Genomic DNA, 19088 nt, shown 5'->3' with positions numbered 1-19088 from the left:
CCATGTTTGATTCGATAGTACGTTTCAGCCTGCGCAACCGCCTGTTCGTGCTGGCGGCAGCGCTGATGCTGATGGTCTACGGCGCCATGACGGCATGGCGCACGCCGGTCGACGTCTTCCCCGACCTGAACAAGCCGGTGGTGACCGTGCTGGCCGAGGCCGGTGGCATGGCGCCGGAAGAAGTCGAGCAGCTGGTGTCGTTCCCGATCGAGACCGCGCTCAACGGCATGCCGGGCGTCACCCGGGTGCGTTCGGTCTCGGGCGTCGGCCTGTCGATCGTGTATGCCGAGTTCGATTGGGGGACCGACATCTACCGCAACCGCCAGCTGGTAGCAGAGCGCATTGCGCTGGTCAAGGAACAACTGCCAGGCAATATTGCGCCCGTGATGGGGCCGGTGTCCTCGATCATGGGCGAGATCATGCTGATCGCGCTGCCGATCGACCTTGCCCGGACCGACCCGATGAAGGCGCGCGAGTATGCCGATTTCGTGCTGCGGCCGCGCCTGCTGTCGATTTCCGGCGTGTCGCAGGTGATTCCGATTGGCGGCGAGGTGCGCCAGTTGCGGGTCGAACCCGATACGGCGCGCATGGCGCAGTTCGGCGTCTCGCTGGCCCAGGTGACGTCGGCCCTGCGCGGGTTCGCGGCCAACACCAGCGGCGGCTTCGTCGACCTGAACAACCGCGAATACCTGATCCGCAACCTTGGCCGCACCAATCGGCTCGAGGACCTCAAGGGCCTGGCGCTCGACTACCGCAACGGCATGCCGGTGTTGCTCGAGCAGGTCGCGAACGTGCGCTATGCGCCGGCGTTCAAGCGCGGCGACGCCGGCCTGAACGGCAAGCCGGCGGTGATCCTGAGCATACAAAAGCAGCCCGATGGCGACACCGTGCGACTGACGCGCGACATCGAGGCCGCGCTGGCCGAACTGAAACAGGGACTACCCGCAGGCATCTCGCAACCGGTAGTCTTGTTCCGCCAGGCCGATTTCATCGAGAACTCCATCGGCAACGTTATCGAGGCCTTGCGCGACGGCGCGATTCTGGTGGCGATCGTGCTGTTCGCCTTCTTGCTCAGCGTGCGCACCACGGTCATCTCGCTGGTCGCCATCCCGCTTTCGCTGGCGGTGACGGCACTGGCCTTCCATTTGCTGGGCCAGTCGATCAACGTGATGACGCTTGGGGGACTGGCCATCGCGATCGGCGAGCTGGTCGACGACGCGGTGGTCGATGTCGAGAACATCTTACGCAGGCTCAAGCAGCGCAAGGAAGATGGCCGCTCGGTGCTGGAAACCATCTGGCACGCATCGGTCGAAGTCCGTTCGGGCATCGTCTACGCCACCGTCATCGTCGTGCTGGTATTCGTACCGCTGTTCGCCTTGCCCGGCATCGAGGGCAGGCTGTTCGCACCGCTGGGGATCGCCTATATTGCCTCGATTCTGGCCTCGATGCTGGTGTCGATCACCGTGACGCCGGTACTGGCCTATTACCTGTTGCCGAACATGCTGAGCCGGCACCGCGGCGACAGTCCCATCGTGCGGCGCATGAAGCACTGGGATACGGCTGCCTTGAACTGGTCGTTCTCGCGCATCCGGCTGCTGCTGGCAGGCGCGCTGATCGTGGTGATCGCGGCGGCGGCCACGGTGCCGTTCTTTCCGCGCGCTTTCCTGCCCGCGTTTAACGAAGGCTCGCTGGTGATGGGCCTGACCTTCACCCCTGGTACCTCGCTGGCCGAAGCCAATCGCATGGGCGCGCTGGCAGAAACGCTCATCGCCCAGGTTCCCGAGGTGACCCGCGTCGGGCGCCGTACCGGCCGCGCCGAACTGGACGAACATGCCGAAGGGGTGCATTCGTCGGAAATCGACATCGATCTCAAGGATTCCGGCCGCGCGCGCGCCGACGTCATGGCGGGCATTCGCCACCAGCTGTCCGTGATTCCGGCTTCGGTGGCGATCGGGCAGCCGATCTCGCACCGGCTCGACCACCTGCTCTCGGGGGTGCGGGCCCAGATCGCCCTGAAGATCTATGGCGACGACATCGACACGCTGCGCGGCCTGGCCGATGGCCTGCAGGCGCGCCTGCGCTCGGTGCCAGGGCTGGTCGATCTGTCGGTCGAGCGGCAGGTATTAATCCCGCAAATCAAGGTGCACATCGATTACCGCAAGGCCGCCCAATATGGACTGGCGGCTGGCGACGTGCTGGCGGCGCTGCAGGCGCTGGCCGAAGGCACGCGCGTGACCCAGGTCATCGATGGCGCGCGCCGGTTCGACCTGGTCGTCCGACTGGCCGACGCCGATCGCTCGCCGCAGGACCTGGCGCGGGTGATGCTCGCCACCCCGGCCGGCCAGATTCCGCTGTCGCGGGTAGCGACGGTGGAAGAAGGCGACGGTCCGAACCAGATCGGCCGCGAGAACGGGCGCCGACGCATCGTCGTGTATGCCAATACCGACGGCTCGAACATGTCGCACATTATCGAGGACGTGCGCAGGACGGTCGGCGCCAGCACGCTGCCGGAAGGGTATTTTGTCAGTGTCGAAGGCCAGTTCCAGGCCCAGGAGCAGGCGCAGCAGCGCATTGTCTGGCTGTCGTTGGCGTCGCTCCTGCTGATCTACCTGGTGCTGTATTCGCGCTACCGGTCCTCGACCCTGGCATTTGTTATCATGGGCAATATTCCCTTTGCGCTGGTTGGGAGCGTCATTGCGATGTGGATCGCCGGGGTCTCGCTCTCGGTGGCGTCGATGGTCGGCTTCATTACGCTGGCCGGTATTGCCACCCGCAACGGCATTCTCAAGGTGAGCCATTACATCAACCTGTGCAAGTTTGAGGGGGAAACGTTTGGCTGGCCCATGATCGTGCGCGGCTCGATCGAACGGCTGACACCGGTGCTGATGACGGCACTGGTGGCGGCTTTCGCGCTGACGCCACTGCTGCTGGCAGCCGACGCCCCGGGCAAGGAGATCCTGCATCCGGTGGCGGTCGTGATCTTCGGCGGCTTGATCAGCTCTACCTTGCTCGATTCGCTGCTCACGCCGCTGATCTTCTGGAAAGTCGGGCGCGCGCCACTGGCGCGCCTGCTGGCCCAGGAAGACAACCAGACCTATTGATGCATCGCGAACGATCCACACGGGCCAAGTGGCGGCGCCCTTACCAGCCGCCACAGTTTTCTGGAGCATGCATTGAACAAGATTTTCGCAGTCGCCGCCATCGCGGCCAGTCTCGCCCTGTCGGGCAATGTGCTTGCCCACGGCGCCAAGCCCAAGCATGGGGGCATCGTGCAAAGCGCGGGCGACCTGGCCTTTGAACTGGTCGCCACCGGCAGCGGCGCCACGATCTATGTCGACGATCATGGCAAGGACCTGTCGACGGCAGGGGCCACGGGCACCCTGACCGTATTGCAGGGTGCGCAAAGGACCGAATGGCCGCTGCAGGCAGGCAGCAACAACACGCTGGTCATGAAGGGAGGCGCCAGACTTGCGCCGGGCAGCAAGGCCGTCGCCGCGGTTACGTTCGCCGACAAGAAGTCGGTCAGTGTTCGATTCGCGATCAAGTGAGCATCGATCCGGCGCGCGCTGCGGCCGCCGCCGGATCTCTCATCTAAATCTCTCATCCGGATCTCTCATCCGGATTCTTCAGCCGGCCCCAGGGCCTGCGCGGCCTCAAACCCTGGCAGGACTCGTTCATTAGAATAAATCGGGTACTTGCCTGCTGCAGCTCATCAAACCTCTTAATCAAGTTACCCTAGCCAGATCAATGCTCCTGCTGATAGGCAATGTACATTTGTCAGCAAATGCGTTCGATCTGGGTCAACGCCGAGGCTCTTGTGAAGAACCGCTTCGTCCTGTTCCTGCTGGTCTCGCGCTGGGTCGCCGCCATCGTGGCCACCATGTACCATGCCCGGTTTTTGCTGTTCGTCAACTATGACGCCGCGCACGACAAGGGGGTGTTGACCAAGGCGTTCTATTTCGTGACCGGACTCGGTCACGAGTCCTACGCGGTCTTCTTCATCCTCGACGGGATAATCGCGGGCTTGCTGCTGCGGCGCTACCCGCCCGCGGCAAGCGCAAGCCGCGCCGTGTTCCGGCATGCCGCATCGCTCTACCTCATCCTTTTGCCGGGCCTGCTGGTTGGCGCCAGTCTCGACCTCGCCGGAAGCCGGCTGTTTGGCGCCTCCGGTGTATACACCGATTTTCCGGCTTTCAGTGTGCTGAGCCTGAGCTTGACGACGCTGCTCGCCAATCTGCTGATGCTGCAACCCTTTGTCGTTCCCAATTTTGGCAGCAACAGCATGCTCTACCTGTTGTCCTACCTGTTCTGGGCGCTGATCCTGCTGTTTGCCCTGGTTCGCGCGCGCGCGCCTCTGGTGCGGGGGGCGCTGTGCGTGGCCGTGGTCTTGATCATGCCCCCCCAGTTCCTGGTCTGGGCCGCCATCTGGCTAACCGGGGTCGCGCTTGTGTTTCTCAGCGAAGCGCGGGCCTTCCGGCCGCCGCCGCTGCTGGCGCTTGCCCTGTGTGGTGGTGCGCTGGTGCTGTCCAGGATGCTGGGGTCGATGCCGAGCCTGCCGCCAGCGCCCTTTGGCGAGCTGGTCGTCCAGGGGGGCTTTTGGCTGGTCGGAGTGGGATTCGCGGGCCTGGCCTGGGCCCTGTATCCGCGCCGGAGCCAGGATGCGCCCGCCGGTTTAGCGAGTCCAGCCATCGAGAGCGCCGATGGCTGGGCCGGACAGACAGCGTCCTTTACTTTCTTTTGTCATTTTCCGGTGATCATGCTGGCCGCTGCAATGGGCGCCAGCCTGTTCGATGACGTCTTGATGCAGCAGCCAGTCGCTGCCACCTATCTGCGCTTTGCCGCGTTGGTGGCTACCTGCATCGCGGTTGCCGCTTTTGTTACGCGTGGCAGCGCTGCCGTTGCACGCGCGCTGGCCGTCAGGAAGCACGTGCGCGCGTAAGTTCCCCTTAACGCTGTTGCCGGTGGCGGATCGGCGTGCTCATCAAATCTCCGCGAGGGGGATATAAATTTATTTTAAAAAATTTCTTTGTGGAACTTAATGCCGCAGGGAAACCTGTCGCCTTGTACTGTTGAACGCGAGTACTGAACCCCAAGCACCGCACTCAACCACCCAACACCGACTGGACCCGAATCATGCTGAGCCTTCACACCAACAACGCTGCACTGTCCGCACAGAACTCGATCAGCCGCACCCAGAGCTCGCTGTCGACTTCGATGACCCGCCTGTCGACCGGCTACCGCATCAACTCGGCCATGGACGACGCCGCCGGCCTGCAAATCGCCTCGCGCCTGAAAGCCCAGACCTCGGGCATGACCGTTGCCATGCGCAACACCCAGAATTCGACTTCGATGCTGCAGACCGCCGAAGGCGCGCTGGACGAAGTAAGCAACATGCTGGTCCGCATGAAAGACCTGGCCACCCAGGCCGCCGATGCCTCGTCGACCACCGCCGACAAGGCAGCCATGCAGTCGGAATACGATGCACTCGGTACCGAACTGGGCAATGTCCTGAAGAACACCACCTTCGGCGGCACCAAGCTGCTGGTCGGCGGCACCGTGGCTGCGTCGATGACCTTCCAGATCGGCGCCTCGGCGAGCGAAACGATGGCAGTCAACCTCACAGCCGACATGGCGCAGGTCGTCACCGACGTCAGCGCCGCTACCGCCAACTACAGTGCTGCCACCGCCGGCGCCGAGGTGACCGGCACCGCCGCGAACGGTAGCATCACCAAGCTGGAAACCGCGCTGGCCTCGGTCAACAAGGTCCGCTCGGGCCTGGGCGCTGCTGCCAACCGCCTTGAGCACGTGTACAACAACCTGTCGAACATCAGCACCAACAGCAAGGCCGCCGCTGGACTGATCATGGACGTCGACTTCGCCACCGAAAGCGCCAACATGACCTCGAACCAGATGCTGCTGCAAGCCGGCACCGCCATGCTCAAGCAGTCCAACAGCATGTCGTCGATGGTCATGTCGCTGCTGCAGTAATCGGCTGCGCGCCCGGTCGACCGGGCAAGACCTGCTCACAGCCAGCCTTTCGAGGCTGGCTTTTTGTGTTAACGGGCCAGGCTGGCGCACCCGCGGGGCCTTGCCTGCCGCGATGGCGCCGCCCGGGATGCATGCACCTGCCTTGCTGGAAGCGTGCGAGTGTGGGTATCCTGTTGCATAATAGTAAGGCAACATTGCCATTCCCATGAGCCAGCCCTGCACCATATGAATGTCCTGCCACCCGCCCTGCGCCTGAGCGCCAATGCCGTGGTCGGCGCAACCTGCCTGATCGCCCTGCTGCATTTCGGGCGCGAAGTGCTGGAACCGCTGGCGCTGGCAATCATCCTGAGCCTGGTACTGGCGCCGCTGGTGCGCAGCATGACCAGGGTCGGGCTGGCGCGCACGCCGGCGGTACTGCTGTCGGTGGCCCTGGTGGCCACCTTCGTGGCCGGCGTTGGCGCGGTGCTGGCGACCCAGCTGGTGACCATCACGCGCGACCTGCCGCAATACCGCAGCGCGATCCGGGCCAAGGTGGCCAAGGTGCGCGAAGTGGTGGAGCGGCCGATCTCGCGCATCGAGGCTGAGCTCAGCGCCGTGGCCCCGAGCGGCGCGGTGGAGCCGCCCCAGGCCCAGAGCCGGCCGCGGCGCGGCGCCAACCTGTCGGCGACCGCCGCCAATACCGCTACCAGCGCGCCGGTGCCGGTCGAGGTACGCACGCCGCGCACCATGAAGGACACGCTCGGACGCATCGTTGGCCTGGTATGGGGCCCGATCGGCGAAGCCGGGGTGGTATTGATCCTGCTGGTGTTCATTTTGCTCGAGCAAGGCTCGCTGCGCGACCGCCTGGTGCGGCTGGCCGGCCAGGCCGAGGTCAGCCGCACGATCCGCACCCTGGGCGATGCCGCGCAGGGAGTCTCGCGATTCTTCTTTTCGCAATTCATCGTCAATGCCACCTTCGGCGCCGTCATCGGGCTGTCGCTATGGCTGGTGGGAATACCCCACGCTATCTTGTGGGGCGTGCTCAGCGGGGTGCTGCGCTTCGTGCCTTATCTCGGCGTGCTGCTGGCCGGCGCCATCATTGCCGTGTTCGTGGCGGCCATCGATCCGGGCTGGTCGCTGGCGGCGACCTGCATGGCGATCTTCCTGACCATCGAGCTGGTGCTGGCCAATGTCATCGAGCCCAAGGTGTACGGCCACAGTTCGGGCCTGTCGCCGCTGGCGGTGATCGTCTCGGCGCTGTTCTGGGGCGCACTGTGGGGCCCGGTAGGCTTGCTGCTGTCGACCCCGCTCACACTGTGCCTGGTAGTGGCCGGACGCCATGTGCGGGCGCTGGCGCCAATCACGATCCTGCTCGGCGACGCTCCCGACATGTCGGACGCCGAACGCTTCCACCAGCGTGTGCTGGCCGGCGAAGCCGACGAACTGATCAAGGATGCGCGCACCTATGTGCGGCGCTACAGCTTTGCCCGCTATTGCGACCACGTGCTGCTGCCCGGCTTGCGCATGGCGGTATCCGACTTCGGCACCGGCGGCATCGACAAAGTCCAGCAAGACCGCATGCGCGCCGTGATCGCGACGATCGCCGAAACGGTGGCCTCGGCTTCGGAATCGGGCGCGCGCACCCGGCGCAAGGCCGTGCCGCTGCTGGACGCGAACATCGGGGCCCATTTGCGCCAGATGCGCGAAGCGCGCTTCGGCCGCTGGCAAGGCGCGCTCGACGTCCCGGTCGGCTCGGTCGTGCTGTGCGCCGGTTTGCCCTCGGAGCGCGACGAGTTCCTGAGCGAACTGCTGGTGAGCGCCTTGCGCGAAGCCGAGGTGGATGCGCGCAGCATCGTCACCGGCGCCCCCCGGGAGCGTCCGGAGGCCGGCAACCCGGCGCTGGTCTCGACCGTCTTTATCACTTATCCGCGCCAGGATCAGCTCGACCAATGGCTGGCCGCAGTAGCAGACTTGCGCCAGGAATTGCCGGAAGCGCTGCTGGTCACTGTGCTACTTCCGTATGACGAGCAAGTGCCCAAGCGCGCGCTGGTAGAAGAACATGTCGACATGATCCTGCGCTCGTTCGAAGAAGGCCTGGCCTTCGTCGCACCCGACCGCGCGGCGCATGCTCCTGTTTCTTCCGGGCGCACCCGTGGCGAATAGAACCGGCACCGGCGCCAAATTGCGGGCCGGCGCGGCGCGCCCGGAAATTTCGTTGTTTTTCCAGCGCAGAGACGACAAAATATTGATCAGCTACGCAGTGGTTTTGACGATTTCATGAATTTCGCACGTAAAATGCTTTCCTAGCGGCACTAACTTTTCTCATGGCGGAATATGAAATCGGTACAACAAGAAGTCGACGAGCGCAGCAATCTCACAGGCACCAATAAATTCGAATTGCTGCTGTTTCGCCTTGGCGGCGACGAACATGGCGAGCGCAACGAGCTGTTCGGTATTAACGTGTTCAAGATCCGCGAGATCGTCGCCATGCCGGCCATCACCGCCGTCGCCGGCGCGATGCCGCACGTGCTGGGGGTAGTCAACCTGCGCGGCCAGATCATCCAGGTGCTGGACCTGCCGGCCATCGCAGGGGTCAAGCCTAAAACCGGCCTGAACATCATGCTGGTCACGGAATTTGCGCGCACCACCCAGGCCTTCGCAGTCGAGAGCGTCGAGGAAATCGTGCGCCTGGACTGGAGCCAGGTAATGTCCGCCGAACGCTGCTCGGGGAGCGGCATGGTTACCAGTATCGCGCGCCTGCCGGTCGAAGACGGCGAAGAGGGCCGGCTGGCCCAGGTGCTGGACGTCGAGACCATCTTGCGCGACATGAATCCGGAGTCCGCGCCGGAGATCAGCCAGCAGACCGTCGGTGCCAAGATCCACATCAAGCCGGGCTCGGTCGTGCTGGCAGCCGACGATTCGGTGGTTGCGCGCGCCCTGATCGAAGAAGGACTCAAGGCCATGGGCCTGCCTTTTATCATGACCAAGAGCGGCAAGGAAGCCTGGGATCAGCTCAACGCCATCGCCGCGGTCGCCGAGGCCGAAGGCACGACCGTGCACGACAAGGTCGCCCTGGTGCTGACCGATCTCGAGATGCCCGAGATGGACGGCTTTACCCTGACCCGCAACATCAAGAAGAGCGGCCGCTTCGCCAGCATTCCGGTGGTGATTCACTCATCGCTGTCGGGCACCACCAACGAAGAGCACGTCAAGAACGTCCAGGCCGACGCTTATGTCGCCAAGTTCTCGGCCGAAGAGCTGGCCACTACCCTGCGCCGCCTTCTGCGCCAGTAAGGCTGCGGTCGATGCGCCGGCCCATGTCAACCGCATGTGCCGGCCATTCGTTGTGCTGTAACAAACATCCTTCAGATCGTGCCGTGCGCCGACATCCCCGTTATACTATCAACAACAAGTCGGTAGGTGAATCGGGGTACCGGCCAGGCAGGGGCTTCGCCTCTGCCGACTGAACGCGGTGAAGCGAGCGCGTAGCCCCACGCCTCGCTTGACCTGCAGAGAGCCAGCCATGCCGCAACGAAGACGAGACGACCAGACCGCTGTCACTGCCGAGTACGCTTTCTTTCTGGCGGAAACCCGGGGCTTGCGCTTTGCGCTCGACTACCTGGAAAATTGCCATGTCTCCTGCGATATCCTGATCCGCGCAATCGAGCAGCCGGCCAAGCGGCGGCGCCTGGAACGGCGCCGCGTCCCACGCAACGACTAAGCTGCCACCGCACCACCGCGCCACCGTACCGAAGAGGGTGCTGCTGGGCCATTTCCATACTTATTCCTAATGCGCGTCACCGCGCTGCGCCCCATGCTATGTTTGCTGCGATGGAGAGTTGGCCATGCAGCGCGTATATCGTTGGCAGACCGATGACGGCATCGGGCTCGAACACCTGAACCTACAGCAACGCCACGACGTCATTGTCGCGGAAGGCGTGATCATTGGCGTCGCCCCGGTTACCGGCGACGACGGCAGCTTCGGCTGCACCTACCGCATTTGTTGCGACGACCACTGGCGCGTGCGCGCGGTCGAAGTGCATACCGCAGGCGGCGGTTCATGCGTGCTCACCACCGATGGCGGCGGCCGCTGGCGCGACGGCGACGGTCGCCCGATTCCCGAACTTGCCGGCTGTCTCGACGTCGATATCTCGGCCACCCCTTTCACCAATACGCTCCCGATCCGCCGCCTGGGCGAGCAGTTGCGCCAGCGCACCGCACTGAACGTGGCCTATATTTCGGTGCCGACCCTCGCGCTGGCGCCTGCCGAGCAGGCCTACACCCGCCTGGCGCAGCGCCGCTACCTGTACGAAGGCCCGGTTGGCAGCTACCAGGCCGAGATCGAAGTCGATCCCGACGGGCTGGTAGTGGCTTACCCTGCCCTGTTCCGGCGCCTGGCGCCGCCATGATCGCCTCGTGGTACGCATTGACTGAGCACATTGACTGAGCAATGACTTGCCAGCGCGATGGCGCTATAATTTCCGGCTTCGTAACGAGGATACCGCCATGTCTTTGCTCGACCACCAGCTCGAACTGCTGTCGCCTGCCAAAACCGCCGATATCGGCCGCGAGGCCATCCTGCACGGCGCCGATGCCGTCTATATTGGGGGCCCTGCCTTTGGCGCGCGCCATAATGCCAGTAATCCGCTGGCCGACATTGCCGGCTTGGTCGAGTTTGCGCACCGTTACCGCTCGCGGATCTTCGTGACCATGAACACGATCATGCATGATAGCGAGCTGGACCTGGCGAGGCGCCAGATCTGGCAGCTCTACGAAGCCGGTGTCGATGCATTGATCATCCAGGACATGGGCCTGCTCGAACTCGACCTGCCACCGATCCAGCTGCACGCCAGTACCCAGTGCGATATACGCAGCGTCGAGAAAGCCCGCTTTCTGGGCGACGTTGGATTTTCGCAGCTGGTGCTGGCGCGCGAGCTGAGCGTCGAACAGATCCGGAAGATCGCGGCGCATGTCGACACCCCGCTCGAATACTTTGTCCATGGCGCCCTGTGCGTCGCGTTCTCGGGCCAGTGCTATATCTCGCACGCCGACACCGGTCGCAGCGCCAACCGCGGCGACTGCTCGCAAGCCTGCCGCCTGCCGTATACCCTGAGCGACGGCCAGGGCCGGGTGGTGGCTTTCGAAAAACACCTGCTATCGATGAAGGACAACGACCAGACCCGCAACCTTGAAGCCCTGGTCGACGCCGGTATCCGCTCGTTCAAGATCGAGGGGCGCTACAAGGACATGGGCTATGTGAAAAACATCACCGCCCACTACCGCCTGCTGCTCGACGATCTGCTCGAGCGCCGCCCGGAACTGGCGCGCGCCGCCAGTGGCAGCACCCGGGTACTGTTCAGCCCCGATGTCGACAAGAACTTCCACCGTGGCCATACCGATTATTTCGCGCTCGGCCGCCAGGACGACATCGGCGCCTTCGATTCGCCGAAATACATTGGCGCCGAACTGGGCACCGTGACCCGCATCGGTCCGGATTTCATCGACCTGCTGACCAATGCGCCTATGGCCAATGGCGACGGCCTGAACTACATGGACAAGCGCGTCACGGTCGGAATCCAGGCTAACAAGGCCGAGAAGCTTGGCAACGACGACGGGGGCCAGGACGGCCAGCGCTGGCGCGTTTTTCCCAACGAAATCCTGGGTAGCCTGTCCGGCCTGCGGGTCGGCACCCGCATCCACCGCAACCGCGATCACCAATGGGAATCGGCGCTGAACAAGAAGTCGTCCGAGCGCAAGGTCAGGATCGACCTGTGCCTGTCCGAGCAGCCGGGCGGGCTGCGCCTGACGCTGTGCGACGAAGACGGCGTCACCACGGTCACGGATGCCGGCATCGGCTTGCAGCCGGCCCAGCACGGCGCCCAGGCCGAGGCCGCGTTACGCACCAGCCTCACCAAGCTCGGCAATACGATGTTCGAGGCCGGCAGTGTCGAGCTGGCACTGTCGCAGCCCTGGTTCGTCGCAGCGAGCGCGATCAATGCCCTGCGCCGCGACGCCGTCGCCGCGCACGAGGCTGCGCGCCTGGCCAGCTGGGTACGTCCGCAGCGCAAGCCCAAGGCCGAACCGCCCGCGATCTATCCGGATCAGCAGCTGAGCTACCTGGCCAATGTCTACAATGAAAAAGCGCGTGCTTTCTACCACAAGCATGGCGTGCAGCTGATCGACGCCGCCTATGAGTCGCACCAGGAGCCGGGGGCGGTGCCGCTGATGATCACCAAGCACTGCCTGCGCTTTTCGTTCAACCTGTGCCCCAAACAGGCCAAGGGTGTGACCGGCGTGCAGGGCCAGGTACGCGCCGAGCCGATGACCCTGGTCAGTGGCAAGGAAACCTACACGCTACGCTTCGACTGCAAGCCCTGTGAAATGCATGTGGTCGGCGCAATGAAGCCGAACATCCTGCAGTCGGCCCCGCCCTCGGCGGTACCGTATAGTCCCCTGGTGTTTCATCGCCAGCGCCCGCGCGCGTAAGCGCACGGTGGGACGAGCCTGGCTTCAAAAAAAACGCTGCCGTGGGTGACCCCCCGGCAGCGTTTTTTAATTGTTTTTAGCAAACCAATTAGTCGACGGTCGCGCCGCTATCTTTCACGACCTTCGACCAGCGCACCGACTCGGCCTGCACGAACTTGGCAAAGTTCTCCGGCGTGTCACCGACGAAGTCCGAGCCGGTATCGGCCAGCACTTTCTGGAATTCCGGCCCTTTCATGACCTTGATCGCTTCGGCATTGATCTTTGCGACCACCGCCTTGGGCGTCTTGGCCGGAGCGAACATGCCGTACCAGGCGTAGGATTCGATCGCCGGCAAACCTGCCTCGGCAAAGGTCGGCACGTCTGGCAGCATGGGCGAGCGCTTGGCGCTCGAGATGGCGATCGGCCTGACCTTGCCGCTCTTAATGTGCGGCATGATCGCGATGGTGCTGTCGAACATGATCGGGATATGGCCACCTAGCAGGTCGGAGATCGCCGGCGCCGAGCCCTTGTACGGAACATGGGTCATCTGCAGCTTGCCCGCAGCGGCGAAAAGCTCGCTGGTGAGGTGCTGCGGCGTGCCATTGCCCGACGATCCGAACGAGAACTGGCCCTTCTTCGACTGGATGTGCGCCATCAGCTCTTTCAGGTTGGTGGCCGGCACCGACGGGTGGGCGACCAGTACCAGCGGTACGCGCAACAGGTTGGTCACCGGCGCCAGCTCCTTGAGCGGATCGAAATTCATGTTCTTGTACAGGCTCGGATTGATCACGATCGGCGCGCTCGAGGTAACCAGCAGCGTCTTGCCATCGCCCTGGGCGCGCGTAACCGCGGCCGTGCCGATATTGCCGCCGCCGCCGGCGCGGTTATCGATCACGAAGGTCTGTCCCAGGCCCTGGGTCAGACCCTTGGCGAGCGGGCGCGCCGCGATGTCCGACGGGCCGCCCGGCGGCCACGGCACCACCACCGTTACCGTCGAGTCTGGCCAGTTCTGCGCCATGGCGCTCAAGGAAAATGCCGACGCCGCCAGGGCGAAGGCGAATTGTTTGGTGGTGCCGAAGAGTAAGCGCATAGTCCCCATCCTTATGTTGGTGAATTCTTATTGAGCACACAGTGTAGCGCATTCATGGATGCTCAACACGAACCCCTGGGTCGCTGTCGCCGGTCCGCTGTCGCCCCCTTTGCACGCTCTGCAACACAAAACCAACAATTTATTAGAGAAAGAATGATTTGCTAACAGAAATAGTCTAATCTGTAGGATACATCCTACCTTCGAGCTCTGCATGGACCGCTTGTATCCCTATACCCGGCGCCTTGTCGAACGCGCCCGCCTGCAGCGGCGCGCTGTGGCGATCGCCCTGATCTGCGTCATGGCTCCCCTCGCTGCGTTCGTCTTCGCCGGCAAGACCGGTATGGTGGCGAACGCTCTGCCGGACAGTGCGCCGGCATTGCCAATACTGGCTTCGGCCCCGACTGGCCGGGCCGAAGCGGCTCCACGTCCGGTCTACCGGTATTCGGTCGTGCCGGGAGGCGTGGCCGGACCGACCGAACTGGCCCGGGTGATTCGGACCGACAAGGTAGTGGCGGCGCACTATGCCAGCTTTAAGCTCGACCAGGCCCGTGCCGTGACGGTCACCACGCCACGCGCCGTGCACGTGTCTTACCGCAAGGGCGACCAGGTGTACTGGACCTCTAAAAAAGTCATGCTCGCGCGTGGTGAAACCCTGATCTCGGACGGTACCCATGCCATGCGGGCCCGCTGCGCCAACCGGATCTCGGACGTTGCGATGTTGCCGGTTGAAGCGCAGGAGCCGCCGGCCGAAGTGCTCGATTCGGTGGAGGAACAGCCCGCCTCGGTCGAAGGCGAGGACGAGGCCTTGCTGCTGGTCAACGCCGATGCCGATGCCGACGAAGGCGCGCACTATTCGCACTATTCGCACCAATTGGGCCATTCGGCCCAGTCAATGCAACAAGCGGCGCCGGCCGCTTCCGACACCCGCCTGGTGCTGCCTGGAGTGGCGGCCACGACGCTGACCCGGACCGGTTGGTCGGGCAGCCCAATTTCGATAGTGCGTCCGGAGCTGTCCGTCCCGGCCCGGCCAGACTCGATCCCGGTCCCGGTTCCGGTCCCGCTATCGGTGCCGGCAATCGCTGATACCACGCCCGTGAGCGCCGTGCCAACGCCGGTGCCGGGCAACGTGGTCGTCGTGCCCCCGTCCGCTGCCCCTGCGCGCAATGGCAAGGACGGCGATTTGCCGCGCCCACCGCGCCCAGCCGCGCCAGTACCAATACCAGCGCCAGTGCCAGGGCCGACGCCGATACCAGGCGGCGGCAAGCCGCCTGTCCCGTTTATTCCGCAGCCCGGCCTGACACCGCCACTTCCACCTACTGGCACCGGCACCGAAGAGCCGCAAGCGACGCCGGTGCCGGAACCAGGTTCTGGCTGGCTGGCTGGCGCGGCGCTTGCCGCAATGCTGGTGCTGCGCCGCAGGCAACTGGCGCTGGCGCCGCGCGCCGGAGCAGGAAGGAAATAACAGGTTTCGTCAGATCCACCAGATCAGCAGGGCCAGGGCGGCCACCAGCGCGATACGGGTGAGGTTGTACGCGGTCTTGTTCCATGCCTTGAGGCGGCGCCGGTACTGGCCCATATGGAAGGAAATGCGGAACAGCTTGCTGACCAGGCCGACCTGGTCCCCACTTTCATTGGGCGAGGCAGCGGCTGTCATGACGGTACGGCCGAACCAGCGGTTGAGCGCGCCCATCCAGCGCAAACGCATCGGGCGCTCGATGTCGCAGAACAAGATGATGCGGTCACTGTCGCTGCCGTTAATGGCCCAGTGAATATAAGTCTCGTCGAAAATCACGTCCTGCCCGTCGCGCCAGCTATACCGCTCGCCATCGACCTCGATAAAGCAGCGGTCGTCGTTGGGCGTGACCAGCCCCAGGTGATAGCGCATCGAGCCCGCGTACGGGTCGCGGTGCGGATTGAGCTTGCCGCCCGGCGGCAGCTCGGCGAACATCGCGGCCTTGACGCTCGGGATCGCCTGCAGCAGCGCATAGGTTTGTGGGCACAGGCGCTCGGCCGACGGGTGGCTGGCGTCGTACCACTTCAGGTAAAAGCGTTTCCAGCCGTTCTTGAAAAACGAATTGAAGCCGGCATCGTCGTTCTGCTCGGCGGCCTTGATTTTCTTCAGTGCCAGCAGGTTCTCGGCCTCGGCGCGGATGATAGGCCAGTTTTCCTGCAGGCGGGCCAATTCCGGAAAAGCGCTCACCGGAACATAAGGCGTGCTGGCAACTCGGGAAAACTTGTGCATGAAGATATTAATCGGCGCCATGAACGACGAGTGGTCGAACAACTGGCGACGAAACGGCAGCCGTACGCGGCCGCGGAAATGGATGTGCAGAACCGAGAAAAAATAAAAACCGACCACCACCCATTTCATCGCGTGCTCCATCCCGGCGCACAGGCGGCCGACGTGTTTACAAGGCACGCAGGATACCATACCGGCCGGGCGGCCGTAACGGGCCGGGCCGTGGAGATGGGCAGGAATGTCGCGCCGACGCCGCCCGGGCGAGACTACCCGGGTGGCGCCCCGTGCCAGCGCAAGCGGGCCTGCGCCGGCGCCCGACGCCAGGCCGGGCCGGGAAAACTCAGTGCTGGACCGAGGTAATCGCGTAGCCCTTTTCGTCGATCTGGCTGCTCACGTTCTCGATGTCGTAGTCGGGCAGTTGCCCGGCATTGTCGTCGAACTCGACAGCGCGGGCTTCGACCTCCCAGTCGGTATTGGTTGCTTCTTCAGGGATGTTGCGGGCTTCCGGAACTGCCAGATACGAAGGCTTTCCGTCGGCTTCTGATCTACGGTAAATATCCAGGCGCATAGTCGTTTCCTCAAAGTCAAAGCGCGCTTTCAAAATGAAAGCGGGCCGTTCCACAGTAGAAGATTGAAACGCTGTCGTCTGTTAACTGACCCACACTGAGCCGATAGAAATGTCATCGAAAAGCAGGCTCGACCGAAAAAACCGCGCTCGGCCGGGCGGAAAAGCCTTACGCGTAGGCGGGGGCCTCTTGCGTCACGCGCTGGTTGACGACCTGCGCGCGCAGCGAAGCCTGCAGTGAAGGAATCGAGCCGCCGGCCCGGTACTGGAAGGCGATGTGCAGCATGTCACCCGCCACCACCTTGATCGGCTGGGCCAGTGGCAGTGTCATGTAGTGGTTGAGCCAGTCGATCGTGTTCGATTCTTCCGGTACGATCGCCAGCACGTTCTTGGTAATGAAGCGCATCGCGTTGAGCGTGCCGCTGGTCTCGACCACGAGCGCGCCTTCCCACGAAAACACGTTATCAACCGGCTGGCTGAAGTCGATCACGCTGTATACCGCCGGCTGCGCCAGCTCGACCGTGCCGGGATAGATCACGTTGGTCTCCTGGAACTGCACGATCGGTGCGTAAAAACCTTCGAAATCGTATTCGTGCTCGACTGGCTGGGCCGCCATGATCACGGCTTCCGGCAGGAAGATCGGCAGCGGCCCGCCGAATTTGGCCAGGTAGCGGCGCTTGAACGATTCGATGACTTCGACCTGCTTTTCGCGCAGCATGGCGACATGAATCATTTCGCAGATGACGATGTCGACCGGCTCGGGCGGCAGGTAATCGAAGGCGTCGGCGTGGATGACTTCGACCTTGTGGCCGTTCGGGTTCATCGCCAGGAACTTGCGCGCTTCCTGCACCATGTCGGGATTGAACTCCACGCAATAGACCTTGCTGGCCGCCTGCGCCGCGAAGAACGACAGCACGCCGGTGCCGCCGCCCAGTTCCAGCACTTTCGCGCCCGGCTTGACCGCGTAGTGGATGGCGGACTTGAAGCTGTGCATCCGGTTCTGGTCCATCAACATATTGTGATGGTAATGGACTGGAATGAACTGCCCCAGGTAGCAGCTTTCGATTTCGCGTTCGTTCAGCATGGTTTTCCCCGATGACCAAGGTGGTCGTGTTTAAGCGTGGAACCATTATGGACAAGGATGCACGCTGGCCATTGCCCGAGCTGCGGGGTGTTTACCTCTTAGTTCCGCGGGGCAATGGTGAAACTCTCAAGGCTGGAAGGCGTCGATGGCGGCCGCGAGATCGGTATGGCCGGCCCGTTCGGCGATCCGGGCCGCGCTGAGCCCTTCGCCATTCGTGCGCGCAGGGTCGGCCCCTTCCTCGAGCAACAGCCTTGCCACCTGGGCCTTGCCTTCGCGCGCCGCCATCATCAGGGGAGTATACGCGCCGCTCCCGCGCGGCGACACGGCATCGAGGTTGGCCGCCTGTTTGATCAGCAGGCGCGCGATCGGCGCGCTGCCGCTGGCCGCGGCATAGTGCAGCGCGGTCCAGCCGCTGCGCTTGATCGTGGCCCCGCGCGCCAGCAGGATGGCGGCGGCCTGCCGCCTGTCCTTGTAGGCTGCCATCATCAGCGCGGTGTTGCCGTTCATGGCCTGCGCCTGCAAGTCGATGCCGGGTTGGGCGACCAGCGTCGCCAGCACCCGCATCGCATCTTCGCGCACGGCAATGACCAGCGCCGGCTCACCGCCGACCGGATTGATCTCGTTCGGATCGATTCCCCCTGCGAGCAGGCGCTCGACCTTGTTCACGTCGTCGAGTTCGACTGCGCGGAAAAAGGCCGCGAGCTGGGCGGGCGTTGCCGCCGCAGCAGCAGCAGCAGTAGCAGAAGCAGCAGCAGAAGCAGCAGCAGTAGGTGCGGCGGCGCCCAGGCAGGCAGCGAGCACACCGTAATAAAAAAGGCTGCGGCGGCGCGCCAGCATGGCATCAAGCCTTCGCCGTACTGAACAAGGTAAAGAAGTTCTCGCTGGTTCGGTCCGCCACCTCGCGCAGGGATACGCCCTTGAGCGTGGCGATGTATTCGGCAACATGGGCTACATAGCCCGGCTCGTTCATGCGGCCGCGAAAGGGTACCGGCGCCAGGTAGGGCGAATCGGTCTCGATCAGCATGCGCTCGAGCGGCACCGCCCTGGCCACTTCGTGCAGCTCTTTCGCGCTCTTGAAGGTGACGATGCCCGAGAACGAGATATAAAAGCCCTGCTCCATGGCGGCCTGCGCCACCTCGAGCGACTCGGTAAAGCAATGCATGACGCCGGCCACCCCGCCCGCATTGGTGCCGGCGCCCTCTTCCCGCATGATGCGGATGGTGTCGGCGCTGGATGCCCGGGTATGGATGATCAGCGGCTTGCGGGTCTCGCGCGAGGCGCGGATATGGGTGCGGAAACGCTCGCGCTGCCATTCCAGGTCGCCCTGGAGCCGGTAGTAATCGAGACCGGTCTCGCCGATGGCGACGATCTTCGGATGGTTCGCCAGGGTGACCAGTTGCTCGACACTCGGTTCCGGCGTGTCTTCGTAATCGGGATGGACCCCGACCGAAGCAAAAATATGGGGGTACTGTTCGGCCAGCGCGAGCACCTGCGGAAAGTCCGGCAGGTCGACCGACACGCACAAGGCATGGGTCACCCCGTTCTCGGCCATCTTGGCCAGGATCTCGGGCATCCGGACGGCGAGTTCCGGGAAATTGATATGGCAGTGGGAATCGATGAACATGGCGGTATTGTAACCGAGGCGTTTGCGGCACAGCTACCGCCCACCATGCTCCCC

At 63.7% G+C, this 19088-nt stretch carries 16 protein-coding genes; 10 read left to right on the top strand and 6 right to left on the bottom strand.

Features of this window, described 5'->3' with window-relative positions; translation table 11 throughout:
* Positions 1-2 precede the first annotated feature (2 nt).
* The 9 genes from NRS07_RS11115 (at position 3) to NRS07_RS11075 (ending at position 12453) form a co-directional block, all read left to right on the top strand.
* Positions 3-3101, top strand: a complete 3099-nt coding sequence (locus NRS07_RS11115) for an efflux RND transporter permease subunit (protein ID WP_259206736.1) — start codon at positions 3-5, stop codon at positions 3099-3101.
* A 72-nt stretch (positions 3102-3173) separates the two neighbouring features.
* Entirely contained in the window at positions 3174-3548 is a 375-nt protein-coding gene (locus tag NRS07_RS11110) for a hypothetical protein (protein WP_259206722.1), read from the top strand.
* 236 nt (positions 3549-3784) lie between these two features.
* Positions 3785-4939 (top strand): hypothetical protein, encoded by a 1155-nt coding sequence (locus tag NRS07_RS11105; RefSeq protein ID WP_259206720.1) that lies wholly within the window; start codon positions 3785-3787, stop codon positions 4937-4939.
* Between the two features lie 194 nt (positions 4940-5133).
* Positions 5134-5988 carry a flagellin gene (locus NRS07_RS11100; protein WP_259206718.1) on the top strand — a complete coding sequence of 285 codons (855 nt, stop codon included), beginning with the start codon at positions 5134-5136 and terminating at the stop codon, positions 5986-5988.
* 225 nt (positions 5989-6213) lie between these two features.
* Positions 6214-8130 carry an AI-2E family transporter gene (locus NRS07_RS11095; protein WP_259206686.1) on the top strand — a complete coding sequence of 639 codons (1917 nt, stop codon included), beginning with the start codon at positions 6214-6216 and terminating at the stop codon, positions 8128-8130.
* A 171-nt stretch (positions 8131-8301) separates the two neighbouring features.
* Positions 8302-9261 (top strand): chemotaxis protein, encoded by a 960-nt coding sequence (locus NRS07_RS11090; RefSeq protein WP_259206680.1) that lies wholly within the window; start codon positions 8302-8304, stop codon positions 9259-9261.
* Positions 9262-9490: 229 nt separating this feature from the next.
* Positions 9491-9688 (top strand): hypothetical protein, encoded by a 198-nt coding sequence (locus NRS07_RS11085; RefSeq protein WP_259206678.1) that lies wholly within the window; start codon positions 9491-9493, stop codon positions 9686-9688.
* A gap of 124 nt (positions 9689-9812) precedes the next feature.
* A complete protein-coding gene (locus NRS07_RS11080) occupies positions 9813-10376 on the top strand; it encodes a putative glycolipid-binding domain-containing protein (protein ID WP_259206676.1) in 564 nt (187 codons plus the stop codon).
* Positions 10377-10473: 97 nt separating this feature from the next.
* On the top strand, positions 10474-12453 hold the full coding sequence (locus tag NRS07_RS11075; RefSeq protein WP_259206673.1) for a U32 family peptidase: 1980 nt from the start codon (positions 10474-10476) through the stop codon (positions 12451-12453).
* 88 nt (positions 12454-12541) lie between these two features.
* On the opposite strand, the gene NRS07_RS11070 is transcribed toward NRS07_RS11075, so the two are convergent.
* Positions 12542-13522, bottom strand: a complete 981-nt coding sequence (locus tag NRS07_RS11070) for a tripartite tricarboxylate transporter substrate binding protein (RefSeq protein ID WP_259206671.1) — start codon at positions 13520-13522, stop codon at positions 12542-12544.
* A gap of 211 nt (positions 13523-13733) precedes the next feature.
* Between NRS07_RS11070 and NRS07_RS11065 the strand changes: the two genes are divergently transcribed.
* Complete coding sequence (locus NRS07_RS11065; RefSeq protein WP_259206655.1) at positions 13734-14984, top strand: PEP-CTERM sorting domain-containing protein; 1251 nt, start codon at positions 13734-13736, stop codon at positions 14982-14984.
* Positions 14985-14993: 9 nt separating this feature from the next.
* Here NRS07_RS11065 and lpxO read toward each other — a convergent pair whose 3' ends face one another.
* The 5 genes from lpxO to NRS07_RS11040 form a co-directional block, all read right to left on the bottom strand.
* Positions 14994-15893: a lipid A hydroxylase LpxO gene (lpxO, locus tag NRS07_RS11060; protein WP_259213166.1), complete on the bottom strand. Its 900-nt coding sequence runs from the start codon at positions 15891-15893 to the stop codon at positions 14994-14996.
* Positions 15894-16101: 208 nt separating this feature from the next.
* Positions 16102-16329 (bottom strand): DUF6139 family protein, encoded by a 228-nt coding sequence (locus NRS07_RS11055; protein WP_259206653.1) that lies wholly within the window; start codon positions 16327-16329, stop codon positions 16102-16104.
* A 166-nt stretch (positions 16330-16495) separates the two neighbouring features.
* Entirely contained in the window at positions 16496-17410 is a 915-nt protein-coding gene (locus tag NRS07_RS11050) for a methyltransferase domain-containing protein (RefSeq protein ID WP_259206644.1), read from the bottom strand.
* A gap of 126 nt (positions 17411-17536) precedes the next feature.
* A complete protein-coding gene (locus NRS07_RS11045) occupies positions 17537-18247 on the bottom strand; it encodes an ankyrin repeat domain-containing protein (protein WP_259206641.1) in 711 nt (236 codons plus the stop codon).
* Positions 18248-18251: 4 nt separating this feature from the next.
* Positions 18252-19034 (bottom strand): TatD family hydrolase, encoded by a 783-nt coding sequence (locus tag NRS07_RS11040; protein ID WP_259206639.1) that lies wholly within the window; start codon positions 19032-19034, stop codon positions 18252-18254.
* Between the last annotated feature and the right edge of the window lie 54 nt (positions 19035-19088).

The sequence above is a fragment of the Massilia sp. H6 genome (assembly GCF_024802625.1).
Taxonomy (GTDB): Bacteria; Pseudomonadota; Gammaproteobacteria; order Burkholderiales; family Burkholderiaceae_D; genus Telluria.
The sequence above is the reverse complement of the archived record's forward strand: the minus strand, read 5'-3'. Positions and strand labels throughout refer to the sequence as shown.